Raw genomic sequence first — 20,898 nt, forward strand, 5'->3', positions numbered from 1 at the left:
GGTCAGCGCGGTGTCGTGACCCGCTCCGGCAGGTGCAGCCGCGCGAGAAACCGATCGGCGCCGCGCGGCACCCGCGCCCGATCCGCCCGCGACACGAGCACGACGACGAGGGTCGCGAGCGGCACCGACCAGGCCGCCGGTTGACCGAGCAGCACGCCGACCCACCCGGCCCCCGTGACGAACGGCGCGAGCACGATCGCGCCGCCGCAGAGCACCGCGCCCACCGCCATCCCGGCGACGGCGCCTCGGGCGGTGAGGCCGCGCCACCAGATGCCGAGCAGCAGCACGGGACACAGCGTCGACGCGGTGAACGCGAAGACGAGCCCGACAGAGCCGGCGAGCCCCGCGGAGTCGGTGAGCAGCGCGACCGCGAGCGGCACGAGCGCGGAGCCGATCGCCGCGATGCGGAAGCCGCGCACCGAGCCGCCGAACAGGTCCTGCGAGACGACACCGGCGAGCGACACGACGAGTCCCGACGTCGTGGACAGGAACGCCCCGAACGCCCCCGCGATGACGAGCGCCGTGAGCACTTCGCCGAGCACGCCGGGTACGAGCATGCCGGGCAGCAGCAGCACGAGGGCGTCGGCCTCCGACGCGAGCCCCGGTGCGAACACGCGGCCGAGCATCCCGAAGGCGACGGGGAAGAGGTAGAACACCGAGAGCAGCCCGAGCACGATGAGCGTCGTGCGGCGCGCGGCCCGACCGTCGGGATTCGTGTAGAAGCGCACGAGCACGTGCGGCAGGCCCATCGTGCCGAGCAGCAGCGCGAGCAGGAGCGACGCCGAGGTGTAGAGCTCTGCTCCTCCCACGGGCGGGGGCACGGGCAGCGCGACCGAGGTCGGCAGCGCCGGGGTGGCCCCGGGCAGCAGCACGAGGATGACGACGACCGGGATGGCGAGGGCCGTGAGCTTGAGCCAGAACTGGAACGCCTGCACGAAGGTGATCGACCGCATTCCGCCGGCCGCGACGACGACGCCCACGATGACGGCGACGCACGCCGCGCCCGCCCAGCGGGGGAGGCCCGTCGTGATGCCGACGGTGAGGGCCGCACCCTGCAGCTGCGGCACGATGTAGAACCAGCCGATGACGATCACCAGGATGCTCGTCACCCGCCGCACCGTCGCCGACTCGAGCCGCGCCTGCGTGAAGTCGGGGATCGTGTAGGCGCCCGAGCGTCGCAGGGGTGCCGCGACGAAGAGCAGCAGCATGAGGTACCCGGCGGTGTACCCGATGGGGAACCACAGCGCCGCCTCGCCCCGGAGCAGCAGGAGGCCCGCGATGCCCAGCACGCTCGCCGCCGAGAGGTACTCGCCGCCGATCGCCGACGCATTCCACCACGGGCGCACCGTGCGGGAGGCGACGTAGAAGTCGCCCGTCGTGCGCGAGACCCGCAGACCGAAGAATCCGACGAGCACGGTCGCGATCGTCACGACGGCGATCGAGACGTAGCCGACGACGGGGTTCACGCGCCGCCGCTCACGGTGCGCAGCTCACGAGTCCTCGGCGAGCGAGCGATAGCGGGCCTCGTTGCGCTCGGCGGCGCGCACGACGAGCACCGCCACGAGCAGCACGAGCGGGTAGACGCCCGCCCCAAGCACGATCCACGCGATCGGGATGCCACCCACGGTGAACTCGCGCACCTGCGGCACGAAGGCGAGCGCGGCCGTGATGCCCGCGAGCACGATCGCGAACGACCCCGCCGCGACGAGCGCGACCCGCAGCTGTGATCGGATGAGGGAGCGCACGTACACCGTCGAGGCGTCGCCCGGGCCCGCGGTCACGACACCCCCGCGTGACCCGGAGCGCGGCGCCGTCACGCGCACGCGCGGGAGAGAGTCGCTCGCCGGGCGGGAGGCGCTCATCGGGCGAGCCCGGCGCCGAGGCTCTCGCGCAGCGCCGGCAGGCAGCGTCGGCTCACCGGCAGCTCGGCACCGCCCGACGTCACGCTCGGCCCGTCGCCCGTGAGCCGCGCGCGCGAGACGTGCGCCAGGGCGACGAGGTAGGACCGGTGGATACGCACGAACCCCGCGTCGCGCCAGCGGAACTCGAGATCGTTCAACGGGATGCGCACGAGGTAGCTCCCGTCGTCGGTGTGCAGCCGCGCATAGTCGCCGTGGGCCTGCACGTAACGGATGTCGTCGCGGCGGATCATCCGCGTCGTCGTGCCGAGCGTGACGGGCACCATCTCCGGTCGCGAGATCGGACCGGTCTGGGTCGGTGCATGGAGCGACTCGAGCACGCGCGTGACGCTGCGGGCGAGCCGCTCGGTGCGCACGGGCTTCAACAGGTAGTCGACGGCGGCGAGGTCGAACGCCTCGAGGGCTCCGTCTTCGTCGGCCGTGACGAACACGAGCGCCGGCTTGCGTTCGAAGCGGCCGAGCGCGCGGGCGAGGTCGAATCCCGAGAGACCGGGCATGTGGATGTCGAGGAACACGGCGTCGACCGGATGCTGCGCGATGATCCGCACCGCCTCCGCCCCCGACGGAGCGCGGTGCACCTGGCCCACGCGCGGGTCGGCCCCGAGCAGGTACTCGAGCTCGTCGAGCGCGGGCGGCTCGTCGTCGGCGATGAGCACCGAGATGTTCGAGGGCATCAGGCCACCCGCTCCGTCATCCGACCGGGCTGCGACTTCGGCACGCGCATCGTGACGAGGGTGCCGGCGCCGACGTTGGTCTCGACGACGAGGCCGAAGTCGTCGCCGTAGACCTGCCGCAGTCGCGTGTCGACGTTGTGCAGACCGACGTGCTCGCCGGCGGCGCGCCCCGCGAGCACCGAGCGCGCGAGTTCCGGGTCGATCCCGACGCCGTCGTCCTCGACGGTGATGACGGCGTACTCGCCCGAGTCGCTCGCCGTGATCGCGAGACGGCCCGAACCCTCCTTCGCCTCGAGCCCGTGCCGCACGGCGTTCTCGACGAGAGGCTGCACGGAGAGGAACGGGATGATCGTCGACAGCACCTCGGGTGCGATCTGCAGCGTCACCGCGAGCCGCTCGCCGAAGCGCGCGCGCTCGAGCCGCAGATAGCCGTCGACGCTGCGCAGCTCTTCGGCGACGGTCGTGAAGTCGCCGTGCCGGCGGAACGAGTACCGCGTGAAGTCGGCGAACTCGAGCACGAGCTCACGCGCCCGCACCGGGTCGGTGTTGATGAACGACGCGATCGCGTTGAGCGCGTTGTAGATGAAGTGCGGGCTGATCTGCGCCCGCAGCGCGCGCACCTCGGCCTCGGCGAGGGCCGCGCGCGACGTGTCGAGCTCGGCGAGCTCGAGCTGCGTCGCCACCCAGCGGGCGACCTCGCCCGTCGCGCGCACGAGGCCCGCGCGGGCGTTCCGCGAGAACGCGACGACGGCTCCCACCGCCTCGCCGCCGACGATGATCGGGGCGGCGACGGCGTCCAGGGTCTCCCGACCGCTGCCGACCGCCTGCCGCTCGACGTGGGCGCGCCGTCCGTCGAGCACCGCTGTCGCCATCCGCTCGGCCGTCGCGCGCAGCGATTCGGCACCGTCGAGAGCCAGGATGCCGTCCGCCCCGGTCAGCGCGAGCGCGTCGCAGTCGAGAAGAGCCCGCAGATCCCGCACGGCACGAGCGGCATCCGCCGACTCGACGCCGCCGCGGAGCTGCTCGGCGGCGCGCGTGGCCAGGTGGAGCGTCGTGTAGCGCGCCTGCTCCGCCTCGGTGCCGAGCTCCCGTCCGCCGCGCGCGACCCGACGCGCCAGGGCGTACCCGGCGAACCCGGTGACCCCCGCCGCGACGGCCGCCACCAGGACGAGCAGCACCGACTCGGCCATCCCCCCAAACTACTTCCCTCGCTCGTCGGGGGGACAAGGTCGTTCAGCGCACGATCCCGACCGCTCACCGACGACGAACGGCGACCGCCCCCGGCGCGCGTGCCCGCTCGCGCAGAGTGGGGCGCATCACCCTCGACACGGCCGGGCACGGTCCGGCCAGGATGGAGACGCGAATGGGCAACGACGCCCAGGGCGCAGGCAGCGACGTCACCCCCGACGTCGACTTCGGCGCCATTCAGAAGACCGAGAGGTTCCAGGGCCTCCGCCGCCGGCATCGGAACTTCGTGTTCCCGGTGCTCGGGCTCGCGCTGCTCTGGTATCTCGCGTACGTGCTGCTCGCGGGCTACGCGCCCGACTTCATGGCGACCCCGGTGTTCGGCCGGATCAACGTCGGACTGCTCATCGGGCTCGGGCAGGTGGCGACGACCTTCATCATCACGATGGTCTACGTCTCCTACGCCAACCGGAAGCTCGACCCCGACGCCGCCGCCATCCGAGAGGAACTCCGCTGATGGAAACGAACGTGGGCAACCCGCTCCTCAACATCGCCATCTTCGGAGCCTTCGTGCTCGTCACGATGGTGATCGTCTTCCGGGCGAGCCGCAACAACAAGACGGCCGCCGACTACTACGCGGCCGGGCGCTCATTCACCGGACCGCAGAACGGCGCCGCGATCGCGGGCGACTACCTCTCCGCCGCCTCGTTCCTCGGCATCTGCGGTGCGATCGCGCTCAACGGCTACGACGGATTCCTCTACTCGATCGGCTTCCTCGTCGCCTGGCTCGTCGCCCTGCTGTTGGTCGCCGAGCTGCTGCGCAACACCGGCAAGTTCACGATGGCCGACGTGCTCTCGTTCCGGCTCAAGCAGCGCCCCGTGCGCATCGCCGCGGCCATCACGACGCTCGTCGTCTGCTTCTTCTACCTGCTGGCCCAGATGGCGGGCGCGGGCGGTCTCGTGTCGCTGCTGCTCGGCATCCCGGACCGCGTCGGGCAGTCGGTGGTCATCGCCGTCGTCGGCGCGCTCATGATCGTCTACGTGCTCGTCGGCGGGATGAAGGGCACCACGTGGGTGCAGATCATCAAGGCGTTCCTGCTCATCGCGGGCGCGCTCGTGATGAGCGTCTGGGTGCTCGCGATCCACGGCTTCAACCTCTCCGAGCTGCTCGACCACGCCGTGCAGACCGCCGGCACCGACGCGATCCTCGCGCCTGGGGTGCAATACGGGGCTTCGGATACGAGCAAACTCGACTTCCTCTCGCTCGGCCTCGCCCTCGTGCTCGGCACCGCGGCGCTGCCGCACGTGCTCATGCGCTTCTACACGGTGCCGACCGCGAAGGAAGCGCGACGCAGCGTCGTCTGGGCGATCTGGCTCATCGGCATCTTCTACGTGTTCACGCTCATCCTCGGCTACGGCGCGGCGGCCCTCATCGGCGCCGACGCCATCAGGTCGGCTCCGGGCGGCGCGAACTCGGCCGCTCCGCTGCTCGCCTTCGAGCTCGGCGGACCCGTGCTGCTCGGCATCATCTCGGCGGTCGCGTTCGCGACGATCCTCGCGGTCGTCGCCGGACTCACGATCACCGCGGCGGCGTCGTTCTCGCACGACATCTACGGGTCGGTCATCAAGAAGGGCAACCCCGAGCCGGGCTCCGAGGTCAAGGTCGCGCGCCGCACGGTGCTCGTCATCGGCGTCGTCGCCATCATCGGCGGGATCGCGGCGAACGGCCAGAACGTCGCATTCCTCGTGGCGCTCGCTTTCGCCGTCGCGGCGTCGGCCAACCTGCCGACGATCGTGTACTCGCTGTTCTGGAAGCGCTTCACGACCCGGGGCGCGCTGTGGAGCATGTACGGCGGACTCGCGTCGGCGATCATCCTGATCGTCTTCTCGCCGGTCGTCTCGGGTGCGCCGATCAACGAGGCGACCGGCCTGTCGACCTCGATGATCCAGGGCGTCGACTTCCACTGGTGGCCGCTGTCGAACCCTGGCATCGTGAGCATCCCGCTCGCGTTCCTGCTCGGCTTCATCGGCACGATCACCGACCGCAAGAAGGAAGACCCCGCGAAGCAGTCGGAGATGGAGGTGCGCTCGCTCACCGGCATCGGAGCCGAGGGGGCGGTCAAGCACTAAAAGACGCCGCGATCGGTCTCGGGCGGCACCCCCGATCGCGGATACGTTCAGCGGCCCGGTTCCCCACAGGGAGCCGGGCCGCTGGCACGCGTCGCCATCGATCGATCGAGCTTGACGGCAGTGCGCTCGTCTCGATACAGTCTGCTCAAACGTTTGAGCACCGGCCGCCTTCCCAGGTGCCGCAGCGCTTCAACGATTCAGCACCGAGCGCTCGATGAGAGAGGTGAGAGATGCCGACACGGCCCGCCCGCACCGTGACGCTCCGCGAGATCGCCGAGCGAGCCGGGGTCTCGGTGAGCGCCGCCTCGATGGCCCTCAAAGACCACCCCCGGATCGGTCGCGACGCGAAAGACCGCATCCGCGCCATCGCCGACGAGCTCGGATACGTCGCCAACGCCGCCGGTCGAGCGCTGCAGGCCCGCCGCTCGGGCGCCATCGCCGTCATCGTGCCGAACACGGGCCACCACGTCTTCGGGCACGCGTACTTCATGCACGTGCTCACCGGCGTCACCGATGTCGTCAACGACCGGGATGCACAGCTCGTCGTCTCGACGAACCCCGAGACATCGCCCGAAGAGTGGCACGGGGCCGCGGCCTACGAGCGCGTGATGCGCTCCGGATCCGTCGACGGCGCCATCGTCACGAGCGCCGCCGTGACCGACGCCGGGATGACCCGCCTCGTCGAAGCCGGCTTGCCGGTCGTCCTCCTGGGGCGCTTCCCCGAGCTGCCCGACGCGGTCAGCGTCGGTGTCGACGACCGGGACGCCGCTCGTCGGGCCACCGAGCACCTGATCCGGGAGCACGGACGGCGCGAGCTCGTCCACCTCTCCGGTCCGCTCGACCACCAGACCGCCCTCGACCGCCGCGATGGATTCCTCGACGCGATCGACGCGGGCGGTGTGGTCGGCCGGATCGTCGAAGGCGACTTCAGCGAGGAGACCGGGCGCCGCGTCACTCGCGAGACCCTCGCCGGCACCACGTTCGACGGGCTCTTCGCCGCGAACGACGAGATGGCCTTCGGGGCCATGACCGAACTGCTCGCCGCAGGGCGAGCGGTTCCCCACGACGTAGCGATCGTCGGCTTCGACGACTTCGGCCTGAGCCGGGTCACGACGCCGGGGATCGCCACGATGCACGTGCCTGCCGAACGCATGGCACGTCTCGCGACCGAACGGCTGTTCGATCTCGTGTCGGGAACGAGGCCCGCGGAGGACGAGACCCATCTCGTGCTGTCCGTCGACTTCGTCCCGCGCGCGTCGTGCGGCTGCGAGGCCCGCACCACCTGAGAGGGCCGTCTCTCGCCATCCCATCCCACTGTGCCCAAAGGAGAGCAACCCCGATGAGGAGAATCACCACCGCTGCGGCGGCCGGCATCATGGCCGGCGTCGTCGTCTTGAGCGGCTGCACGGCCACCTCGGAGTCCGACGGCCCCGTCGAACTCACCATGCTCGCCGGCTTCACCGGCGGCGACCGCGCGGCGTACGAGGGTCTCGTCGAGACCTTCAACGCGTCGCATGACGACATCCAGGTCACCCTCGAGATCCAGCCCTGGGACTCGATCGCTCAGACCTTGCCGGCCGCGTGGGCGACCGGCCAGGGTCCCGACATCGCGACGCCGAACTTCGATCCGAACATCGTCGCGGAGTACCTCGAGACCGATTCGCTCCTCGCCCTCGACCAGGTGGGCGACGGCGAGACCGAGATCAACGCCGACCGGCTGTTCCCCGCGGCGATCGACGCCTTCACGTCGGACGGCACGCTCTACGCCGTGCCGGCCAACGTGGCCACGCTCCAGCTGTACTACAACAAGGCGCTCTTCGAGGCCGCCGGGATCGCCGAGCCACCCGCGGACGTCGAGGCGTTCAAGGATGCAGCCGTCGCGCTGACCGGCGATGGGGTCTACGGGCTCTCGGTCGCCGAGCGGGAGACGATCCAGATGTGGCCGATCCTGCAGTGGCTCGAAGGTGGCGACATCGTCGACGAGCAGGGCTGCTCGGTTCTGGACAGCGCCGAGAGCATCGCAAGTCTCGAGGTGTGGACGCAGCTGGTGCTCGACGGCGTCGCCCCCGTGGGTCTCACCGGGGCGGAGTCGGACTCGCTCTTCAGCGCGGGTCAGGCCGCGATGCAGCTCAACGGGCCGTGGGCCGCGGCGGGGTACACCGACGCGGGCATCGACCTCGGAGTAGCCCCGGTGCCGACCGGAGTCGACGGCGACGTCACGCTCGGCTCGACCGTCCCGCTGGCGATCGGCGCGGGCACCGAGCACCCGGAGGCCGCACAGGAGTTCCTCGCGTGGTGGACGGGCGCCGAGGCGCAGAAGCAGTTCGCGCTCGCGTCCGGGTTCCCGCCGGTGCGCACCGACCTCGGGGACGACCCCGAGCTCGCGGCCAACGAGGTGGTCGCGGCCTTCGCGGCTGCGCTGCCGAGCGCGAGGCTCTACCTGCCGGGCGTGCCGAACGCGACCCAGGTCGACTCCGAAGGCTACGTGCCGCTCATCGGGGAGATCACGCGCGGTGCGGACGTCGCCACGGCGGCCGCGGCAGCCTCCGCGACGATCAACGCGGCGACGGGCTGCAGTTGACGCAAGCGTCCCTCCTCCCGGTCGTCGGAGCTGCACGCTCCGGCGGCCGGGAGGCCCCGCACCGACGTCGTCGCGGAGTGCGCGGCTGGCGGGCCTGGCTCTTCGCCGGACCGAGCCTCGCGATCATCCTCGTCTTCATCGTCTTCCCGATCGCGCAGTCGTTCTGGTTCAGCCTGCACGACTGGAAGATCGGCGCCGACGTGCAGGAGTGGCTCGGACTCGCCAACTACGAGCGGCTCTTCGGCGACGAGCGGTTCTGGAACGCCCTGCGGGTCACCGGTGTCTTCTCGGTCGTGAGCGTCGCGATGCAGCTGGTGCTCGGGTTCCTCGCCGCGTCGGCGCTGCAGCGCGACGGACTGCTCACCCGGGCCGTCCGCTCGATCTTCTTCTTCCCGACGATCGTCGCGCTCGCGACGATCGGCATGGTCTGGCGTTTCCTGCTCGATCCGAACATCGGACTCGTCGCGGGCATCACGACCACCTTCGGGCTCCCCGCCGTCGGCTGGCTCCAGGACCCGGGCCTCGCACTCCCGACCCTCATCTTCGTGAGCGTGTGGAAGAACGTCGGGTTCACGATGGTCATCCTCCTCGCCGGGCTCAAGGGCGTGCCGACACACCTCTACGAGGCGGCGCGTCTCGACGGCGCGTCGAACGCGCGCATCACCTTCTCGATCACCCTTCCCAGCATCCGACCGACCCTGCTCTTCACCACGATGATCCTCACCATCAACTCGTTCCAGGTCTTCGATCTCGTCTACGTCATGACGAAGGGCGGCCCGCTCTTCTCGACCGACACCCTCGTCTCGATGATGTTCCGCGAGGGCTTCGAGAACTTCGACCTCGGCTACGCCTCCGCGACCGCCTGGATCCTCTTCCTCGTCATCGCCGTGCTGTCGGCGCTGCAGCTGCGTCTGTTCCGGTATGACGATGTCGACTGAGCGCATCCTCCCCGTGAGCCCGACCCGCGTGATCGCGTGGGTGCTGCTCGGCGTGGGCGTCGTCGTCGCGATCGTGCCGTTCGTGTGGATGGTGTCGGGCTCGTTCCGCACGGAGGCCGACCTGTACTCGGCGCCGGAGAGCCTCCTCCCGACCGAGTGGACCCTCGGGGGGTACGAGCGCATCTGGTCGGAGCTGCCGTTCCTGAGGGTCGTCGCGAACAGCTTCATCTTCGCGGGCGTCACGACGTTCCTGTGCCTCCTGTTCGACTCGATGTGCGCGTACGCGCTCGCGCGGCTCGACTTCCGCGGCCGACGCGTCGCGTTCTGGCTCGTGATCGCGACCCTCATGGTGCCGGCCCAGGTGACCCTGATCCCCGTGTTCGTCGAGCTCTTCCACCTCGGCTGGCTCAACACCTACCAGGGACTCATTGTGCCGCGGGCGACGAGCGCGTTCGGCATCTTCATGCTGCGGCAGTTCTTCCTGTCGATCCCGAAGGAACTCGACGAGGCCGCCCGCATCGACGGGGCGGGTCACTTCCGCATCTACTGGCAGATCATCCTGCCCCTCGCCAAGCCCGCCCTGGCGACGCTCGCCGTGCTGCATTTCATGAACCTCTGGAACGACCTCCTCTGGCCGCTCGTCGTGACGTCGTCGACCGAGATGCGCACGCTCCCGGCGGCCTTGACCCTCTTCGGCGGGCAGCATGTGAACGATCACGCCGTGCTCCTCGCCGGGGCCGTCATCTCGCTGCTGCCCCTCGCCATCGCCTTCCTGCTCGCCCAGCGCTTCTTCGTGCAGGGCGTCGCCGCCACGGGGTTGAAGTGAGCGGCGGGCTCTTCGAGCGGGGGCGCATCTCCTGGCTGCTCGGCATCGAGGACACGTGCGTCTACCCGGCGGACCCTGCCCGCGCGCCACTCGACGAGCACGTGCTCACCGAGCACGACGTCCGGATGCCGGAAGACCTGGCGCTCGCGGCCGGGCTCGGCGCCGAGGCGGTGCGCTACGGGGTGAGCTGGCCGCTTGCGCATCCGGCGCCCGGTCGCTTCGACTGGCGCCGCCTCGACGACGCCGTGGCCGAGGCCGAGCGGCTCGGGCTCGAGCTCGTGGCCGACCTCGTGCACTACGGCACCCCGCCGTGGATCGCGGACTCGTTCGCCGACCCGCACTACCCGTCGGCGATCGCTGAGTTCGCGGGCGCGTTCGCCGCGCGCTACGCGGGCCGCGTCACAGCGATCACGCCGCTCAACGAACCCGTGACGACCGCGTCGTTCTGCGGTCTCCGGGGGGTGTGGCCGCCCGCTCTTCACGGGTGGGAGGGCTGGACGCGCGTCGCCGTGCCGATCGCGCTCGGAATGGCGGAGGCGACGCGCGCCATCCGCCGCGCGGCGCCGGACACACGCATCGTGCACGTCGAGGCGTCGACGCTCATGACCGCGATCGGCCCCGACGCCCGCGACGAGCAGGAGTTGCTCGCCGCGATCGGCTGGCTGCCGACCGACCTCCTGCTCGGCCGGGTCGACGCGGGGCATCCGATGCGCGGCTGGCTCGAGGGTCACGGGGCCGACCCGCGCGACCTCGACGCCCTCGTCGCGTCGCCCGCGCCCCCCGACATCCTCGGCGTCAACTACTACCCGGATCTCACGCCCCGCCGACTCGTGCCGCTCGACGGCGAGATCGTGCAGGTCGCGCACGACGCCGGGGCGGCGGGCCTGCGTCAGGTGCTCACGGCGTTCGCCGGCCGCTACGGGTTGCCGCTCGCGGTCACCGAGACGAGCATCGAGGGCAGCGATGACGTGCGCTCCCGCTGGCTCGCAGCCTCGGTCGCCGAGGTGCGATCGCTCGCCGCTGGGGGCCTCGACGTGCGCGGCTACACCTGGTGGCCGCTGCTCGACTTCGTCGACTGGTCGTGGGCCGCAGGCGGTGCGAACGTCGAGGAGTTCGCCGTCGCGCAGACGGGGGCGGACGGCGCGGTGCAGATCGCCCCGGCGCCGCCGCTCGGCGACCCGCGCGACGGGAAGAGCGCGTTCCTGCGGCGGATGGGGCTCGTGCGGCTCGAGGAGACGCCGGAAGGCCGTCTCGAGCGGCATCCCACGCCCGCCGCCGACGAGTTCGCGCGACGCGCACGGGAGACCGGATGAGCGCGCCCGTGCACCCGCGACCGTTCGCCGACCCGTTCGTGACGTCGACCGGCGACGGGTGGCTCGCGATCGGCACGGAGGACCCCGCGCCCGCCGAAGGTCGGCTCTTCCCGCTCATCGCCTCCGACGATCTGCGCGCCTGGGTCGACGCGGGTCACGCCCTCGAACGACCCGACCGGGCGCTCGGCGACGCGTTCTGGGCGCCCGAGATCGCGCACGTCGACGGCCGCTGGTGGCTGTACTACTCCGTTGGCCACGGCATCCACGGTCACCACGTGCGGGTCGCCGTCGCCGACGCGCCGACGGGCCCGTACCGGGACACCGGCGTCGATCTCACGCCCGGGGAGCGCTTCGCGATCGACGCGCACCCGTTCCGCGACGACGACGGTCGGTGGTATCTCTACTTCGCCCGCGACGTGCTCGACGCCACCCGCGCGGGTACCCATCTCGCCGTCCTGCCCCTCGCAGCGCCCGACCGCGCCGCGGGCGAGCCGGTCGCCGTGCTCGAACCCTTCGCCGAGTGGCAGCTCTACGAGCGCGACCGTGCCATGTACGGGTCGCGCTACGACTGGCACACGCTCGAGGGTCCGTCGGTGGTGCGCCGCCACGGCCGCTACTGGATGACCTACTCCGGCGGGGCGTGGACAGGAGACGGCTACCAGGTCTCGTGGGCGGTCGCCGATCACCCGCTCGGGCCGTGGACACCGGCACCCCCGGAAACGCGTCCGCTCCTCGCGAGCGACGGGGAACTCCTCGGTCCCGGCCACAACTCCCTCGTCGACACCGACGAGGGAGACATCATCGCCTTCCACTCCTGGGATGAGGCGCACACCGCGCGTCGGATGCACGTGCGCCGCATCTCCTTCGAGCTGGACGGTCCCCGAGTGACGGACCCACTCGGGGACCGTCCTCCGCCCCGACGCGGCTGAACGTCAGCGGCTCGCCAGGCCGAGTGTGCTGGCGAGCCACCGGTGCGCGCGGGCGACGAGTGCAACCGCAGTGGGGGTGTCGCCCGCCCAGTTCTCGAAGCCGTGCGGTGCGCCGGGCACGACGTCGAGGGTCACGTCGACGCCCGCCGCGCGCAGCCGCTCGGCGTAGGCGACGTCCTCGGCGTGGAAGAGCTCGATGTCGCCGACGCAGATCCACGTCGGCGGCAGTCCCGCGAGGTCGTCGCGGTGCGCGGCGACAGCGTACGGCGGGATGCCCTCCGATCCCGGAGCTCGCCCGAGGTAGGACCGCCAGCCGTGCTCGTTCGCGGTGTTGTTCCAGACGAAGTGGCCGACGGCGTCGAGCGAGCGGTCGGCGGCGGTGCGGTCGTCGAGCATCGGGCAGAACAGCCACTGCGCGATCGGCTGAACGTCCGACGTGTCGCGCAGCCGCTGCACGAGCGTCGCGGCGAGGCCGCCGCCCGCGCTCTCGCCGGCGACCACGAGGCGTGCGGGGTCGACCCCGAGCTCGGCGGCGTGCGTGCGCATCCAATTCCAGACGGCGGTGACGTCGTCGAGAGGTGCGGGGAAGGGATGCTCGGGTGCCAGCCGGTACTCGGCGGAGACGACGGTCACGCCGAGGGCGGCGGCGGTGCCGGCGACGAGCCGGTGGTCTTGTTTCGCGGAGCCGATGACGAACCCTCCGCCGTGGATCCAGAGCACGCCGGGTCCCACGGGCGCGCCGTCGGGTCGGTAGACGAGCGCGCGCATTCCGCCGTCGCGCACGGCGGTCATCGTCACCCCGGGTACCTCGGGGGTCGGGATGAGGCGCGTCGCCAGCCGCACCACCGCGCGGAGCACCGGGTTGCGGGCGTTCAGCGCGGGAAGCTTCAGCGTGGCGGCACGCAGCTCGGGGTCGACGACGACGATGTCCATGCGGCGATCCTGTCGAAACGAAGGAGGGGTGTCAACAATGTTGACACCCCTCCTTCGGAACGGAGACTGCGGATCAGGCGCTGCGGCGCTGCCCGGGAGCCGACGCGCGGCGGTTGCCCCGCGGCCGACCGGCCGAGGCGGGGGCCGACTCCTCGCGGGAGAACGTGGCCCCGCCCGTCGACGACGAGTACACGACGCCTCCGCGCTGCGGACGCGCGACCGGGCTCTGCCCGCCGCCCTGTCCGCCGCGACGACGGCGACCGCCCTGCCCGGCCGGCTGACCCTGGCGGGTCTGCTGGGCATCCGAGCGCTCGCGGCGCTGCTCGCCCTGCTGGCCGCTGCGGCCGCCCGACGACTGACGCTGACGCGGCCTCGACGGTTGCTGCTGCGTCGCGGCCCTGACCGGCGACGGCTTCACGTACTCGGCGACGTCGCCGACGAGCTCGGTGACGGCCGGCGAGGTGTGGGTGACCGGCTGCACCTCGGCGGAGATGCCCGCCTTGCGCATGAGGTCGGCGAGGTCCTTGCGCTGCTCCGGCAGCACGAGCGTGACGACGACGCCTTCCTTGCCCGCGCGGGCGGTGCGGCCCGAGCGGTGCAGGTACGCCTTGTGCTCGGCCGGCGGGTCGATGTGCACGACGAGCTCGATGTCGTCGACGTGCACGCCGCGCGCCGCGATGTCGGTGGCGACGAGAACGCGCGTGGTGCCGTCGGCGAACGCGGCGAGATTGCGCTCGCGCGCGCCCTGGCTGAGGTTGCCGTGCAGGTCGGCGGCGGGGATGCCCGCGGCCGTCAGGTCTTTCGCCCAGCGCTTGGCGACGTGCTTGGTGCGCGTGAACATGATGCGGCGGCCCGTGCCCGAGGCGAGCGTCTTGACGAGCTCCTTCTTGGCGGTGAGGTCGGCGGCGGCGAAGACGACGTGCTCCATGACGCCCTGCGGAACGCCCGAGTCGGTGACCCCGTGGCTGATCGGCTGCGAGAGGAAGCGGTTCGCGATCTTGTCGACGCCGTTGTCGAGCGTCGCGCTGAACAGCATCCGCTGTCCGTCGGCCGGCGTGGCCGACATGATGCGGGTGACACCCGGCAGGAAGCCGAGGTCGGCCATGTGGTCGGCCTCGTCGAGCACGGTGATCTCGATCGCGTCGAGGAACACGTGCTTCTGCTTCATGAGGTCTTCGAGGCGACCGGGGCAGGCGACGACGATGTCGACGCCCGAGCGCAGCGCCGCGACCTGCGGGTTCTGCGAGACGCCGCCGAAGATCGTCGTGACGCTGAGGCCGTACGCCTTCGCGAGCGGCGCGATGGTCTCTGCGATCTGGGTCGCGAGCTCGCGCGTCGGGGCGAGCACGAGGCCGAGGGGACGGCCCGGGCGACGCGGCCCGCCGGCGAGGCGGGTGCCGAGGCGCGCGACGAGCGGGAGGCCGAAGGCGAGGGTCTTGCCCGAGCCGGTGCGGCCGCGACCGAGCACGTCGCGCCCGGCGAGCGTGTCGGGCAGGGTCGCCGACTGGATCGGGAACGGGGTGGTCTTGCCCTGCGCGGCGAGAACCTCGAGGAGCGGGAAGGGCACGCCGAGCGTGCCGAAATCGGTGGTGGTCATGGGGTTCTTTCCGCCGGAGCGCGCGCACGCGCAGCCGGGATTTCTGGTGAGGTGGCGAAGGTGCCGGTGGGCACATCCGTTCGCCGCGAGAGACTCGTCAACTCACCGCTCGTTCAGAGAACTGCGGGAGGAGAGGAAGCGTTCTACGACGCCAGGCCGGCGCAGTGACGCGCGACCAGTGACTCCAGGCTAGCAGAGACCCCCGGATGCCGCCCTCACGCGGCCGTGCGGCGGCGGTTCCAGCGCACGAGCAGCACGATCGCCGTCGCGACGACCGCCGCGAACACGAGCCAGGGGAGCAGCACGCCGAGCGCGACCAGCAGCCCGGAGAAGAAGCCGACGAAGGCGGCCCATCCGGTCTCCAGCCCGCTCACGAAGTCCATCGGTTCGACCGTCGGCGCCTCGGCCTCGGAGCGCAGGTAGAGCGAGAGCGTCGAGAGCGCGACCTGGTCGGCGACCGAGCGCTGCTGCGCTTCGAGTTCCTCGAGCGTCGCCTGGTGCTGCGCGATGCGTTCCTCGAGCTCGATGAGGTCGGCGATCGTCGCGGCGCGACCGAAGAGGGCGTTGAGCCGGTCGATGATGCCGCGCTGGGTCGCGATGCGCGAATCGAGGTCGGCGACCGCGACGGTCACGTCGGTCGAGTTCGTGGAGACCTCGTCGGCGCGACCGTCGATGCCGAGGGCGGCGAGGTCGTCGATGACGCTCTGCAGCTTCTCGGCGGGGATGCGGAGGGTGAGGCTGGCGCTGCCCATGTCGCCGTTCGACGGGGCGTACTCGTTTCGGCCGTCGACCCGGCCCCCGGCAGCCTCGACGAGGCGCACGGCCTCCTGCGACGCGGCGGCCGGATCCTCGGCGGTCACGGTCATCGAGCCGGAGACGATCTCGACGCGGGCATCCTCGGACGCCAGGTCGCCCGCGACTCCGCCGTCGCTGTCGGCGCCGACGTACTCCTCGACGCCACCACCGTCCGGTGCCTGCGGCGCGGAGACGCCCTGGTCGTTCGAGGGCATCGCACCCCCGGCGCTGCAGCCGGCGAGGAGAAGCGTCGCCGCGAGAACCGTCGTACCCAGAATCGTGATCCGCCTCATGCGGCCAACGCTAAAGAGCGCGGCGCGCATGCACCACACAACGTTCATCACGATTCGGTCGTCAGGCGATCACGATTCCGTCACGACCACCCCGGTGCCGACCCGCTGTCAACCCTCTCGAACATCCCAGGTCGGCCTCGTAACTTGGGGCACCCCGCAACGACGACACAAGGAGGATCCCATGGGTTTCATGGACAGCGCGAAGGATGCCGCCGAGGCCACCGGCGAGAAGATCGGCGAGACGGTGGACGACACCAAGGAGCGCATCTCCGACAAGGTCGACGAGATGCAGGCCGATGCCGCGGTGAAGAAGGCCGAGGCCGAGCGCGACGCCGTGCACGCCAAGAACGAGCACAAGGAGAACATGCGGGAGAGCTGAACGCTCTGCGCACGTCGCCGCCCTACGATGGCGGCATGGGGTGGCTCCGCCGACTACTGCGGAGACCGCCCCTTCTCCATGTCGCGCGGGACGCCGGAGACGGCCCGCCCGTCGTGCTCCTGCACGGCATCGCCTCCTCGTCGGTCACCTTCGAGAACGTCGTCCCGCTCATCACGGAGTATCACCGCGCGGTGTCGATCGATCTGCTCGGCTTCGGGGCGTCGCCCGCTCCCGCCGACGCCACGTACACGATCGAGGAGCACGTGGCGGCTCTGCACCGCACGTTGCGGAAGCTCGGCCTCCGCCGCGTCGTGCTCGTCGGGCACTCCATGGGCGCCCTCATCGCCGCGCGCTACGCCGCGACCCACCGCTCCGCCGTGACGCGACTCGTGCTCGTGAGCCCACCCGTCTACTTCGTGCCGACCGAGATCGGCACCCCGATCGACCGTGCGGCGATGGGGCTCTACTTCCGCTTGTACGAGTTCCTCCGCGCCAACAAGGAGTTCACGATCCGCGCCGCCGCCGGGCTCGCCCTGCTGTCGCCGATCAAGAACCTGCTCGACGTGTCCGAGCGCAACTGGAATGCCTTCGTCCTCTCGCTCGAGAAGGCGATCGAGTCGCAGACGACGGTGAACGACCTCGTGCAGGTGACCGCCCCCATCCACCTCGTCTACGGCACGCTCGACCCCTTCCTGCACCCCGCCGGTCTGCGGATCGTCGAGAGCCTGCGTGGCGTGACCGCCCACAGGGTCTCGGGGGTCGACCACGTCATCCGCCCCCGGATGGCGCGTGTCGTCGCCACGGCGATCGGCTGACGGCAGAGCACACGCCCGGCGTCGCACCGCGGGCATAGGGTCGCTCCATGGCGAGGCAGCGACTCGGGGCGGAGTTCGGCAAGGTCTTCACGGCGAACCTGTCGTCGAGCGTCGCGGACGGCATCGCGCGCACCGCCATCCCCCTGCTCGCCGTGCAACTCACCTCCGACCCGCTGCTCGTCGCCGGGGTCGCCGCCCTGCAGATGGTGCCGTGGTTGCTGTTCGCGATCCCGGCGGGCCTCATCGTCGATGCGGTCGACCGCCGCCACGCGCTCGCGATCTCGAACTCGCTGCGCGCGCTGCTCGCGGTCGGGTTGTTCGCACTCGCCCTGACCGGCAACCTGTCGATCTGGTCGCTCTACGTCGTCATCTTCCTGTACGGCGTCGGCGAGACGGTCTACGACGGCGCGATCCGCGCGGTCGTGCCGAGCCTCGTGCCGAAGTCGCTGCTGCCGAAGGCGAACGGCCGCATCGAGGCCGCCGAGACGATCGCGCAGAACTTCCTCGCGGGACCGATCACGGCGCTCCTGTTCGCGGTCACGGTGCTCATCCCGCTCGGCGCCAATGCCGTGGCCTTCGGGCTCGCCGCGGTGCTCGCGCTCTTCCTCCCGACGGCCGCGTCGGGCCGGCAGTTCGCGCTGCCCAAGCCGGCGGTGCGCGAGCCGTGGTACCGCCAGCTCGGCGAGGGTTACCGGTTCATCTTCGGCAACCGGATGCTGACGACCCTGCTGTTGCTCACGACCTTCATCGGGCTGATGTTCTCGGCGGGCACCGCGACGTTCGTGCTCTTCCTCATCGACGACCAGGGACTGCCGCCGGAGCTCTTCGGGCTCTTCATGCTCACCGGAGCCGCGGGCGGCATCCTGGGTTCGCTGCTCGCCTCGGCGCTCACCGCCCGGTTCCGCGCCGGTCCGACGATGGCGGTCGCCTGCTTCGTCTCCACGGCACCCCTCGCGGTGCTCTGGTTCTTCCCGAACCTGTGGGTGGCCGGCGCGATGTACTTCCTGACGTCGCTCGGCGTGCTGATCTGGAACGTGCTCGTCATGTCGCTGCGGCAGGCTGTCATCCCGGGGCGGTTGCTCGGACGCGTGCACGGCAGCTGGCGCACCATCCTGTGGGGCTCGATGCCGTTCGGGTCGCTGCTCGGCGGCCTCATCGCGCGTGTCGACATCACACTGCCGTTCCTCGTCGGGGGCGGTCTCTCGACGCTCGCCGGGCTCGTGTTCTTCCGCTTCCTGTCGAGACTGCCCAACCCGGAGGACGTCGACAACGGCGACCCGCCGGCCGGGGCGCCCGCGGTCGGTCCGTCGGTGGGAGGTCCGTCGACCGACGCCGGCCCGACCGAGCCGCACGCGCAGGACTGATCTCAGCTCGGCTGAATCGACACGGGCTCGGTGTCGGGGATCGGACCCGCCTCGCGCCCGCGGAGGTCGGGCAGGGCGCGGCGGAAGAGCATCGCGATGATCACGGCGGCGGCGACCAGGCCGGCGGCCGTCCAGAACCCGCCGGTCGGGCCCGCCGCGTCGATGAGGAACCCGGCGATCGCCGAGCCGAACGCGGCGCCGAGCAGCTGCCCGGTGCCGACCCAGCCGTACGCCTCGGCGGTGTCGCTGAAACGGACGGTCGCCGAGACGACCGCGAACATGACCGCGAGGGCGGGAGCGACCATGAGCCCGGCGATCGCGAGGGCGCCCGAGATCGTCCAGAACTCGAACGCGAAGATCGCGAGCACCGAGCCGACGAGGATGATCGACATCCTCCGCGCGAGCGCCCACGGGCCGATCGGGCGGTGGCCGAACGCGAGCCCGCCGACGAGCGAGGTGAGCGCGAAGATCGCGAGCACGAAGCCGGCGTCGGGGCTGCCCTCTCCGAACATCGACACGACGCCCGCCTCGATCGCCGCGAAGCAGCCGACGAGCAGCACGCCGAGGATCGTGATGAGCAGCACCGTCGGACGTGCGAGCACGACGCCGAACCGCCGCCGCGACTGCGGGATGCGCACCCGCCCCACCTCGGGGCTCGAGATGAACCACGTGCCGCCGCCGACGAGGAAGACGAGCGAGAGCAGGATGCCGACGGTCGACGAGATCTGCGTCGCGACGAACGTCACGAGCACGGGGCCCGCGACCCAGATGATCTCCTGCGCGCTCGCGTCGAGCGAGAAGAGCGGCGTGAGCTGACGGCTGTTGACGACCTTCGGGTAGATCGTGCGCACGGCGGGCTGGATGGGCGGATAGCTCAGCCCGGTGAGGAGGGCGAAGCCCATGAACCCCGGCACGCCGATCGTGATCGGCGCGAAGGCGAGGGTCGCGAGGCCCGTGGCGCAGACGATGCTCGTGAGGATGAGCACCGGGCGCATGCGCCATGCGCCCATCCACCGGCTCGTGAGCGGACCGGCGACGGCCTGTCCGACGCTCAGGCTCGCGAGCACGAGCCCCGCGGCGCCGTACGAGTGGAAGAGGCTCTCGATGTGGATGAGCAGCCCGAGCGAGAGCATCCCGCCGGGGAAGCGGGCGACGAGTTGCGCGCAGAGGAGCCGGGCGACCCCCGGCGTGCGCAACAGCTCCGCGTAACTCTTCACAGCCGACCCACCCTACTCTCCGGCCCGCCTCCGCCGTGGCGGTGTCGTACGCGTTAAACCCGTCGGCCCGGCGGGTGTCCGAGGCGCGCCGTAGCCTGTGGAATCTGTGCAGAACTCGGCGAACTTATCCACAATCTGTGGACGACACGCCACAAGATGTAGTGGTGGTGCTCGTGTCGGTGCCCCGATATATAGTGGTGAGACTTCCCGGCCGGGGGTGGGACATCGGCCGGGCTCAACTGTCTTAGCCGTTAGGGAAACAGGGGTCACGAGACCTCGCAGGGGATGCCGGAGACGGCACGAAAAGGAGCAAATCGGTGAGCATCACGGTGGTCAAGCGCGACGGGACGCGCGAGCCTTACGACGCCAACAAGATCAACCTCGCGATCGAGCACGCGAGCGCCGGGCTCGGCGAGGACATCACGTGGGTGACGCAGATCGCCTCGGAGCTCGAGCTCACCCTCTTCGACGGCATCACGACGCAGCAGCTCGACGAGGCCGTCATCCAGGTGGCGCTGCAGAACGTCAAGGACGACCCGCAGTTCGACACCGTCGCCGCCCGCCTCCTGCTGAAGACGATCTACAAGCGCGTGCTCGGCGACTACGAGACGCCCGCCGAGCTCAAGTCGCTCCACGCGCAGCACTTCAAGGCCGCCGTCCTGCGCGGCGTCGAAGAGAAGCTGCTCGACCCGCGCTTCCCCGACCTCTACGACTTCGACCGCCTCGCCGCCGCGCTCGAGCCGAGCCGCGACGAGCTGCTCAAGTACATCGGCGTCGTGACGCTCAACAACCGCTACGGCATCAAGGCGCGCAACAACGAGCCGCTCGAGGTGCCGCAGTTCTTCTGGATGCGCATCGCGATGGGTCTCTCGCTCAACGAGGCCGACCCCACCTCGGTCGCGATCGGCTTCTACGACAAGATGTCGAAGCTCGAGTACGTCGCCGCCGGCTCGACCCTCGTCAACGCGGGCACCGCCTACCCGCAGCTCTCCAACTGCTTCGTCATGGAG

20 protein-coding genes are annotated in these 20,898 nt (G+C 70.9%); 12 read left to right on the forward strand and 8 right to left on the reverse strand.

Annotation, left to right across the window (positions count from 1 at the left end; genetic code table 11):
• Positions 1 to 2: 2 nt before the first annotated feature.
• The 4 genes from ACO1X9_RS10895 to ACO1X9_RS10910 are packed head-to-tail and all read right to left on the reverse strand — an operon-like array spanning position 3 to position 3,783.
• Positions 3 to 1,466, reverse strand: a complete 1,464-nt coding sequence (locus ACO1X9_RS10895; RefSeq protein WP_486350859.1) for a sodium/solute symporter — start codon at positions 1,464 to 1,466, stop codon at positions 3 to 5.
• Positions 1,467 to 1,490: 24 nt separating this feature from the next.
• Positions 1,491 to 1,862 carry a hypothetical protein gene (locus ACO1X9_RS10900; RefSeq protein WP_486350860.1) on the reverse strand — a complete coding sequence of 124 codons (372 nt, stop codon included), beginning with the start codon at positions 1,860 to 1,862 and terminating at the stop codon, positions 1,491 to 1,493.
• Positions 1,859 to 2,593, reverse strand: a complete 735-nt coding sequence (locus ACO1X9_RS10905) for a LytR/AlgR family response regulator transcription factor (protein ID WP_486350861.1) — start codon at positions 2,591 to 2,593, stop codon at positions 1,859 to 1,861. Before ACO1X9_RS10905 ends, ACO1X9_RS10900 begins: the two co-directional genes overlap by 4 nt.
• On the reverse strand, positions 2,593 to 3,783 hold the full coding sequence (locus ACO1X9_RS10910) for a sensor histidine kinase (RefSeq protein ID WP_486350862.1): 1,191 nt from the start codon (positions 3,781 to 3,783) through the stop codon (positions 2,593 to 2,595). The genes ACO1X9_RS10905 and ACO1X9_RS10910 overlap by 1 nt, the downstream gene beginning before the upstream one ends.
• Before the next feature lie 173 nt (positions 3,784 to 3,956).
• Between ACO1X9_RS10910 and ACO1X9_RS10915 the strand changes: the two genes are divergently transcribed.
• From ACO1X9_RS10915 to ACO1X9_RS10950, 8 genes are all read left to right on the forward strand, one after another.
• The gene (locus ACO1X9_RS10915) at positions 3,957 to 4,295 is read left to right on the forward strand and encodes a DUF485 domain-containing protein (protein ID WP_486350863.1); all 339 of its coding nucleotides are present in this window, start codon (positions 3,957 to 3,959) and stop codon (positions 4,293 to 4,295) included.
• The gene (locus ACO1X9_RS10920) at positions 4,295 to 5,908 is read left to right on the forward strand and encodes a solute symporter family protein (RefSeq protein WP_486350864.1); all 1,614 of its coding nucleotides are present in this window, start codon (positions 4,295 to 4,297) and stop codon (positions 5,906 to 5,908) included. The genes ACO1X9_RS10915 and ACO1X9_RS10920 overlap by 1 nt, the downstream gene beginning before the upstream one ends.
• Before the next feature lie 230 nt (positions 5,909 to 6,138).
• Positions 6,139 to 7,194, forward strand: coding sequence for a LacI family DNA-binding transcriptional regulator (locus ACO1X9_RS10925; protein ID WP_486350865.1), 1,056 nt, complete (start codon positions 6,139 to 6,141; stop codon positions 7,192 to 7,194).
• A gap of 53 nt (positions 7,195 to 7,247) precedes the next feature.
• Complete coding sequence (locus tag ACO1X9_RS10930) at positions 7,248 to 8,489, forward strand: ABC transporter substrate-binding protein (RefSeq protein WP_486350866.1); 1,242 nt, start codon at positions 7,248 to 7,250, stop codon at positions 8,487 to 8,489.
• 77 nt (positions 8,490 to 8,566) lie between these two features.
• Positions 8,567 to 9,427, forward strand: a complete 861-nt coding sequence (locus ACO1X9_RS10935; RefSeq protein ID WP_486350867.1) for a carbohydrate ABC transporter permease — start codon at positions 8,567 to 8,569, stop codon at positions 9,425 to 9,427.
• Positions 9,417 to 10,253 (forward strand): carbohydrate ABC transporter permease, encoded by an 837-nt coding sequence (locus tag ACO1X9_RS10940; protein ID WP_486350868.1) that lies wholly within the window; start codon positions 9,417 to 9,419, stop codon positions 10,251 to 10,253. Before ACO1X9_RS10935 ends, ACO1X9_RS10940 begins: the two co-directional genes overlap by 11 nt.
• On the forward strand, positions 10,250 to 11,566 hold the full coding sequence (locus tag ACO1X9_RS10945; protein WP_486350869.1) for a family 1 glycosylhydrolase: 1,317 nt from the start codon (positions 10,250 to 10,252) through the stop codon (positions 11,564 to 11,566). The genes ACO1X9_RS10940 and ACO1X9_RS10945 overlap by 4 nt, the downstream gene beginning before the upstream one ends.
• The gene (locus ACO1X9_RS10950; protein ID WP_486350870.1) at positions 11,563 to 12,495 is read left to right on the forward strand and encodes a glycoside hydrolase family 43 protein; all 933 of its coding nucleotides are present in this window, start codon (positions 11,563 to 11,565) and stop codon (positions 12,493 to 12,495) included. The genes ACO1X9_RS10945 and ACO1X9_RS10950 overlap by 4 nt, the downstream gene beginning before the upstream one ends.
• Before the next feature lie 3 nt (positions 12,496 to 12,498).
• Here the strand turns inward: ACO1X9_RS10950 and ACO1X9_RS10955 are convergent, their stop codons facing one another.
• The 3 genes from ACO1X9_RS10955 to ACO1X9_RS10965 form a co-directional block, all read right to left on the reverse strand.
• On the reverse strand, positions 12,499 to 13,428 hold the full coding sequence (locus tag ACO1X9_RS10955) for an alpha/beta hydrolase (protein WP_486350871.1): 930 nt from the start codon (positions 13,426 to 13,428) through the stop codon (positions 12,499 to 12,501).
• Positions 13,429 to 13,501: 73 nt separating this feature from the next.
• On the reverse strand, positions 13,502 to 15,025 hold the full coding sequence (locus tag ACO1X9_RS10960; RefSeq protein ID WP_486350872.1) for a DEAD/DEAH box helicase: 1,524 nt from the start codon (positions 15,023 to 15,025) through the stop codon (positions 13,502 to 13,504).
• A 215-nt stretch (positions 15,026 to 15,240) separates the two neighbouring features.
• The gene (locus ACO1X9_RS10965; protein WP_486350873.1) at positions 15,241 to 16,113 is read right to left on the reverse strand and encodes a DUF4349 domain-containing protein; all 873 of its coding nucleotides are present in this window, start codon (positions 16,111 to 16,113) and stop codon (positions 15,241 to 15,243) included.
• Positions 16,114 to 16,294: 181 nt separating this feature from the next.
• Here ACO1X9_RS10965 and ACO1X9_RS10970 point away from each other — a divergent pair, with 181 nt between their 5' ends.
• From ACO1X9_RS10970 to ACO1X9_RS10980, 3 genes are read left to right on the forward strand one after another with little or no spacing between them, the layout of a single operon-like run.
• Positions 16,295 to 16,492 carry a hypothetical protein gene (locus ACO1X9_RS10970; protein WP_486350874.1) on the forward strand — a complete coding sequence of 66 codons (198 nt, stop codon included), beginning with the start codon at positions 16,295 to 16,297 and terminating at the stop codon, positions 16,490 to 16,492.
• Between the two features lie 35 nt (positions 16,493 to 16,527).
• On the forward strand, positions 16,528 to 17,307 hold the full coding sequence (locus ACO1X9_RS10975) for an alpha/beta fold hydrolase (RefSeq protein WP_486350875.1): 780 nt from the start codon (positions 16,528 to 16,530) through the stop codon (positions 17,305 to 17,307).
• Between the two features lie 47 nt (positions 17,308 to 17,354).
• On the forward strand, positions 17,355 to 18,671 hold the full coding sequence (locus ACO1X9_RS10980) for an MFS transporter (protein WP_486350876.1): 1,317 nt from the start codon (positions 17,355 to 17,357) through the stop codon (positions 18,669 to 18,671).
• A 2-nt stretch (positions 18,672 to 18,673) separates the two neighbouring features.
• On the opposite strand, the gene ACO1X9_RS10985 is transcribed toward ACO1X9_RS10980, so the two are convergent.
• Positions 18,674 to 19,888, reverse strand: a complete 1,215-nt coding sequence (locus tag ACO1X9_RS10985; RefSeq protein WP_486350877.1) for an MFS transporter — start codon at positions 19,886 to 19,888, stop codon at positions 18,674 to 18,676.
• Positions 19,889 to 20,205: 317 nt separating this feature from the next.
• On the opposite strand from ACO1X9_RS10985, the gene ACO1X9_RS10990 reads away from it, so the two are divergent.
• Positions 20,206 to 20,898 (forward strand): ribonucleotide reductase N-terminal alpha domain-containing protein (locus tag ACO1X9_RS10990; RefSeq protein WP_486350878.1); only part of this gene is annotated, 693 nt, incomplete at its 3' end.

The sequence above is a fragment of the Pseudolysinimonas sp. genome, from assembly GCF_057350545.1.

What these genes read in the sequence shown, in the direction of transcription:
- ACO1X9_RS10900 (WP_486350860.1), bottom strand. Translation starts at nt 1,862, where the DNA reads ATGAGCGCCTCCCGCCCGGCGAGCGACTCTCTCCCGCGCGTGCGCGTG.
- ACO1X9_RS10905 (WP_486350861.1), bottom strand. Translation starts at nt 2,593, where the DNA reads ATGCCCTCGAACATCTCGGTGCTCATCGCCGACGACGAGCCGCCCGCG.
- ACO1X9_RS10910 (WP_486350862.1), bottom strand. Translation starts at nt 3,783, where the DNA reads ATGGCCGAGTCGGTGCTGCTCGTCCTGGTGGCGGCCGTCGCGGCGGGG.
- ACO1X9_RS10915 (WP_486350863.1), top strand. Translation starts at nt 3,957, where the DNA reads ATGGGCAACGACGCCCAGGGCGCAGGCAGCGACGTCACCCCCGACGTC.
- ACO1X9_RS10920 (WP_486350864.1), top strand. Translation starts at nt 4,295, where the DNA reads ATGGAAACGAACGTGGGCAACCCGCTCCTCAACATCGCCATCTTCGGA.
- ACO1X9_RS10925 (WP_486350865.1), top strand. Translation starts at nt 6,139, where the DNA reads ATGCCGACACGGCCCGCCCGCACCGTGACGCTCCGCGAGATCGCCGAG.
- ACO1X9_RS10930 (WP_486350866.1), top strand. Translation starts at nt 7,248, where the DNA reads ATGAGGAGAATCACCACCGCTGCGGCGGCCGGCATCATGGCCGGCGTC.
- ACO1X9_RS10940 (WP_486350868.1), top strand. Translation starts at nt 9,417, where the DNA reads ATGTCGACTGAGCGCATCCTCCCCGTGAGCCCGACCCGCGTGATCGCG.
- ACO1X9_RS10950 (WP_486350870.1), top strand. Translation starts at nt 11,563, where the DNA reads ATGAGCGCGCCCGTGCACCCGCGACCGTTCGCCGACCCGTTCGTGACG.
- ACO1X9_RS10955 (WP_486350871.1), bottom strand. Translation starts at nt 13,428, where the DNA reads ATGGACATCGTCGTCGTCGACCCCGAGCTGCGTGCCGCCACGCTGAAG.
- ACO1X9_RS10960 (WP_486350872.1), bottom strand. Translation starts at nt 15,025, where the DNA reads ATGACCACCACCGATTTCGGCACGCTCGGCGTGCCCTTCCCGCTCCTC.
- ACO1X9_RS10965 (WP_486350873.1), bottom strand. Translation starts at nt 16,113, where the DNA reads ATGAGGCGGATCACGATTCTGGGTACGACGGTTCTCGCGGCGACGCTT.
- ACO1X9_RS10970 (WP_486350874.1), top strand. Translation starts at nt 16,295, where the DNA reads ATGGGTTTCATGGACAGCGCGAAGGATGCCGCCGAGGCCACCGGCGAG.
- ACO1X9_RS10975 (WP_486350875.1), top strand. Translation starts at nt 16,528, where the DNA reads ATGGGGTGGCTCCGCCGACTACTGCGGAGACCGCCCCTTCTCCATGTC.
- ACO1X9_RS10980 (WP_486350876.1), top strand. Translation starts at nt 17,355, where the DNA reads ATGGCGAGGCAGCGACTCGGGGCGGAGTTCGGCAAGGTCTTCACGGCG.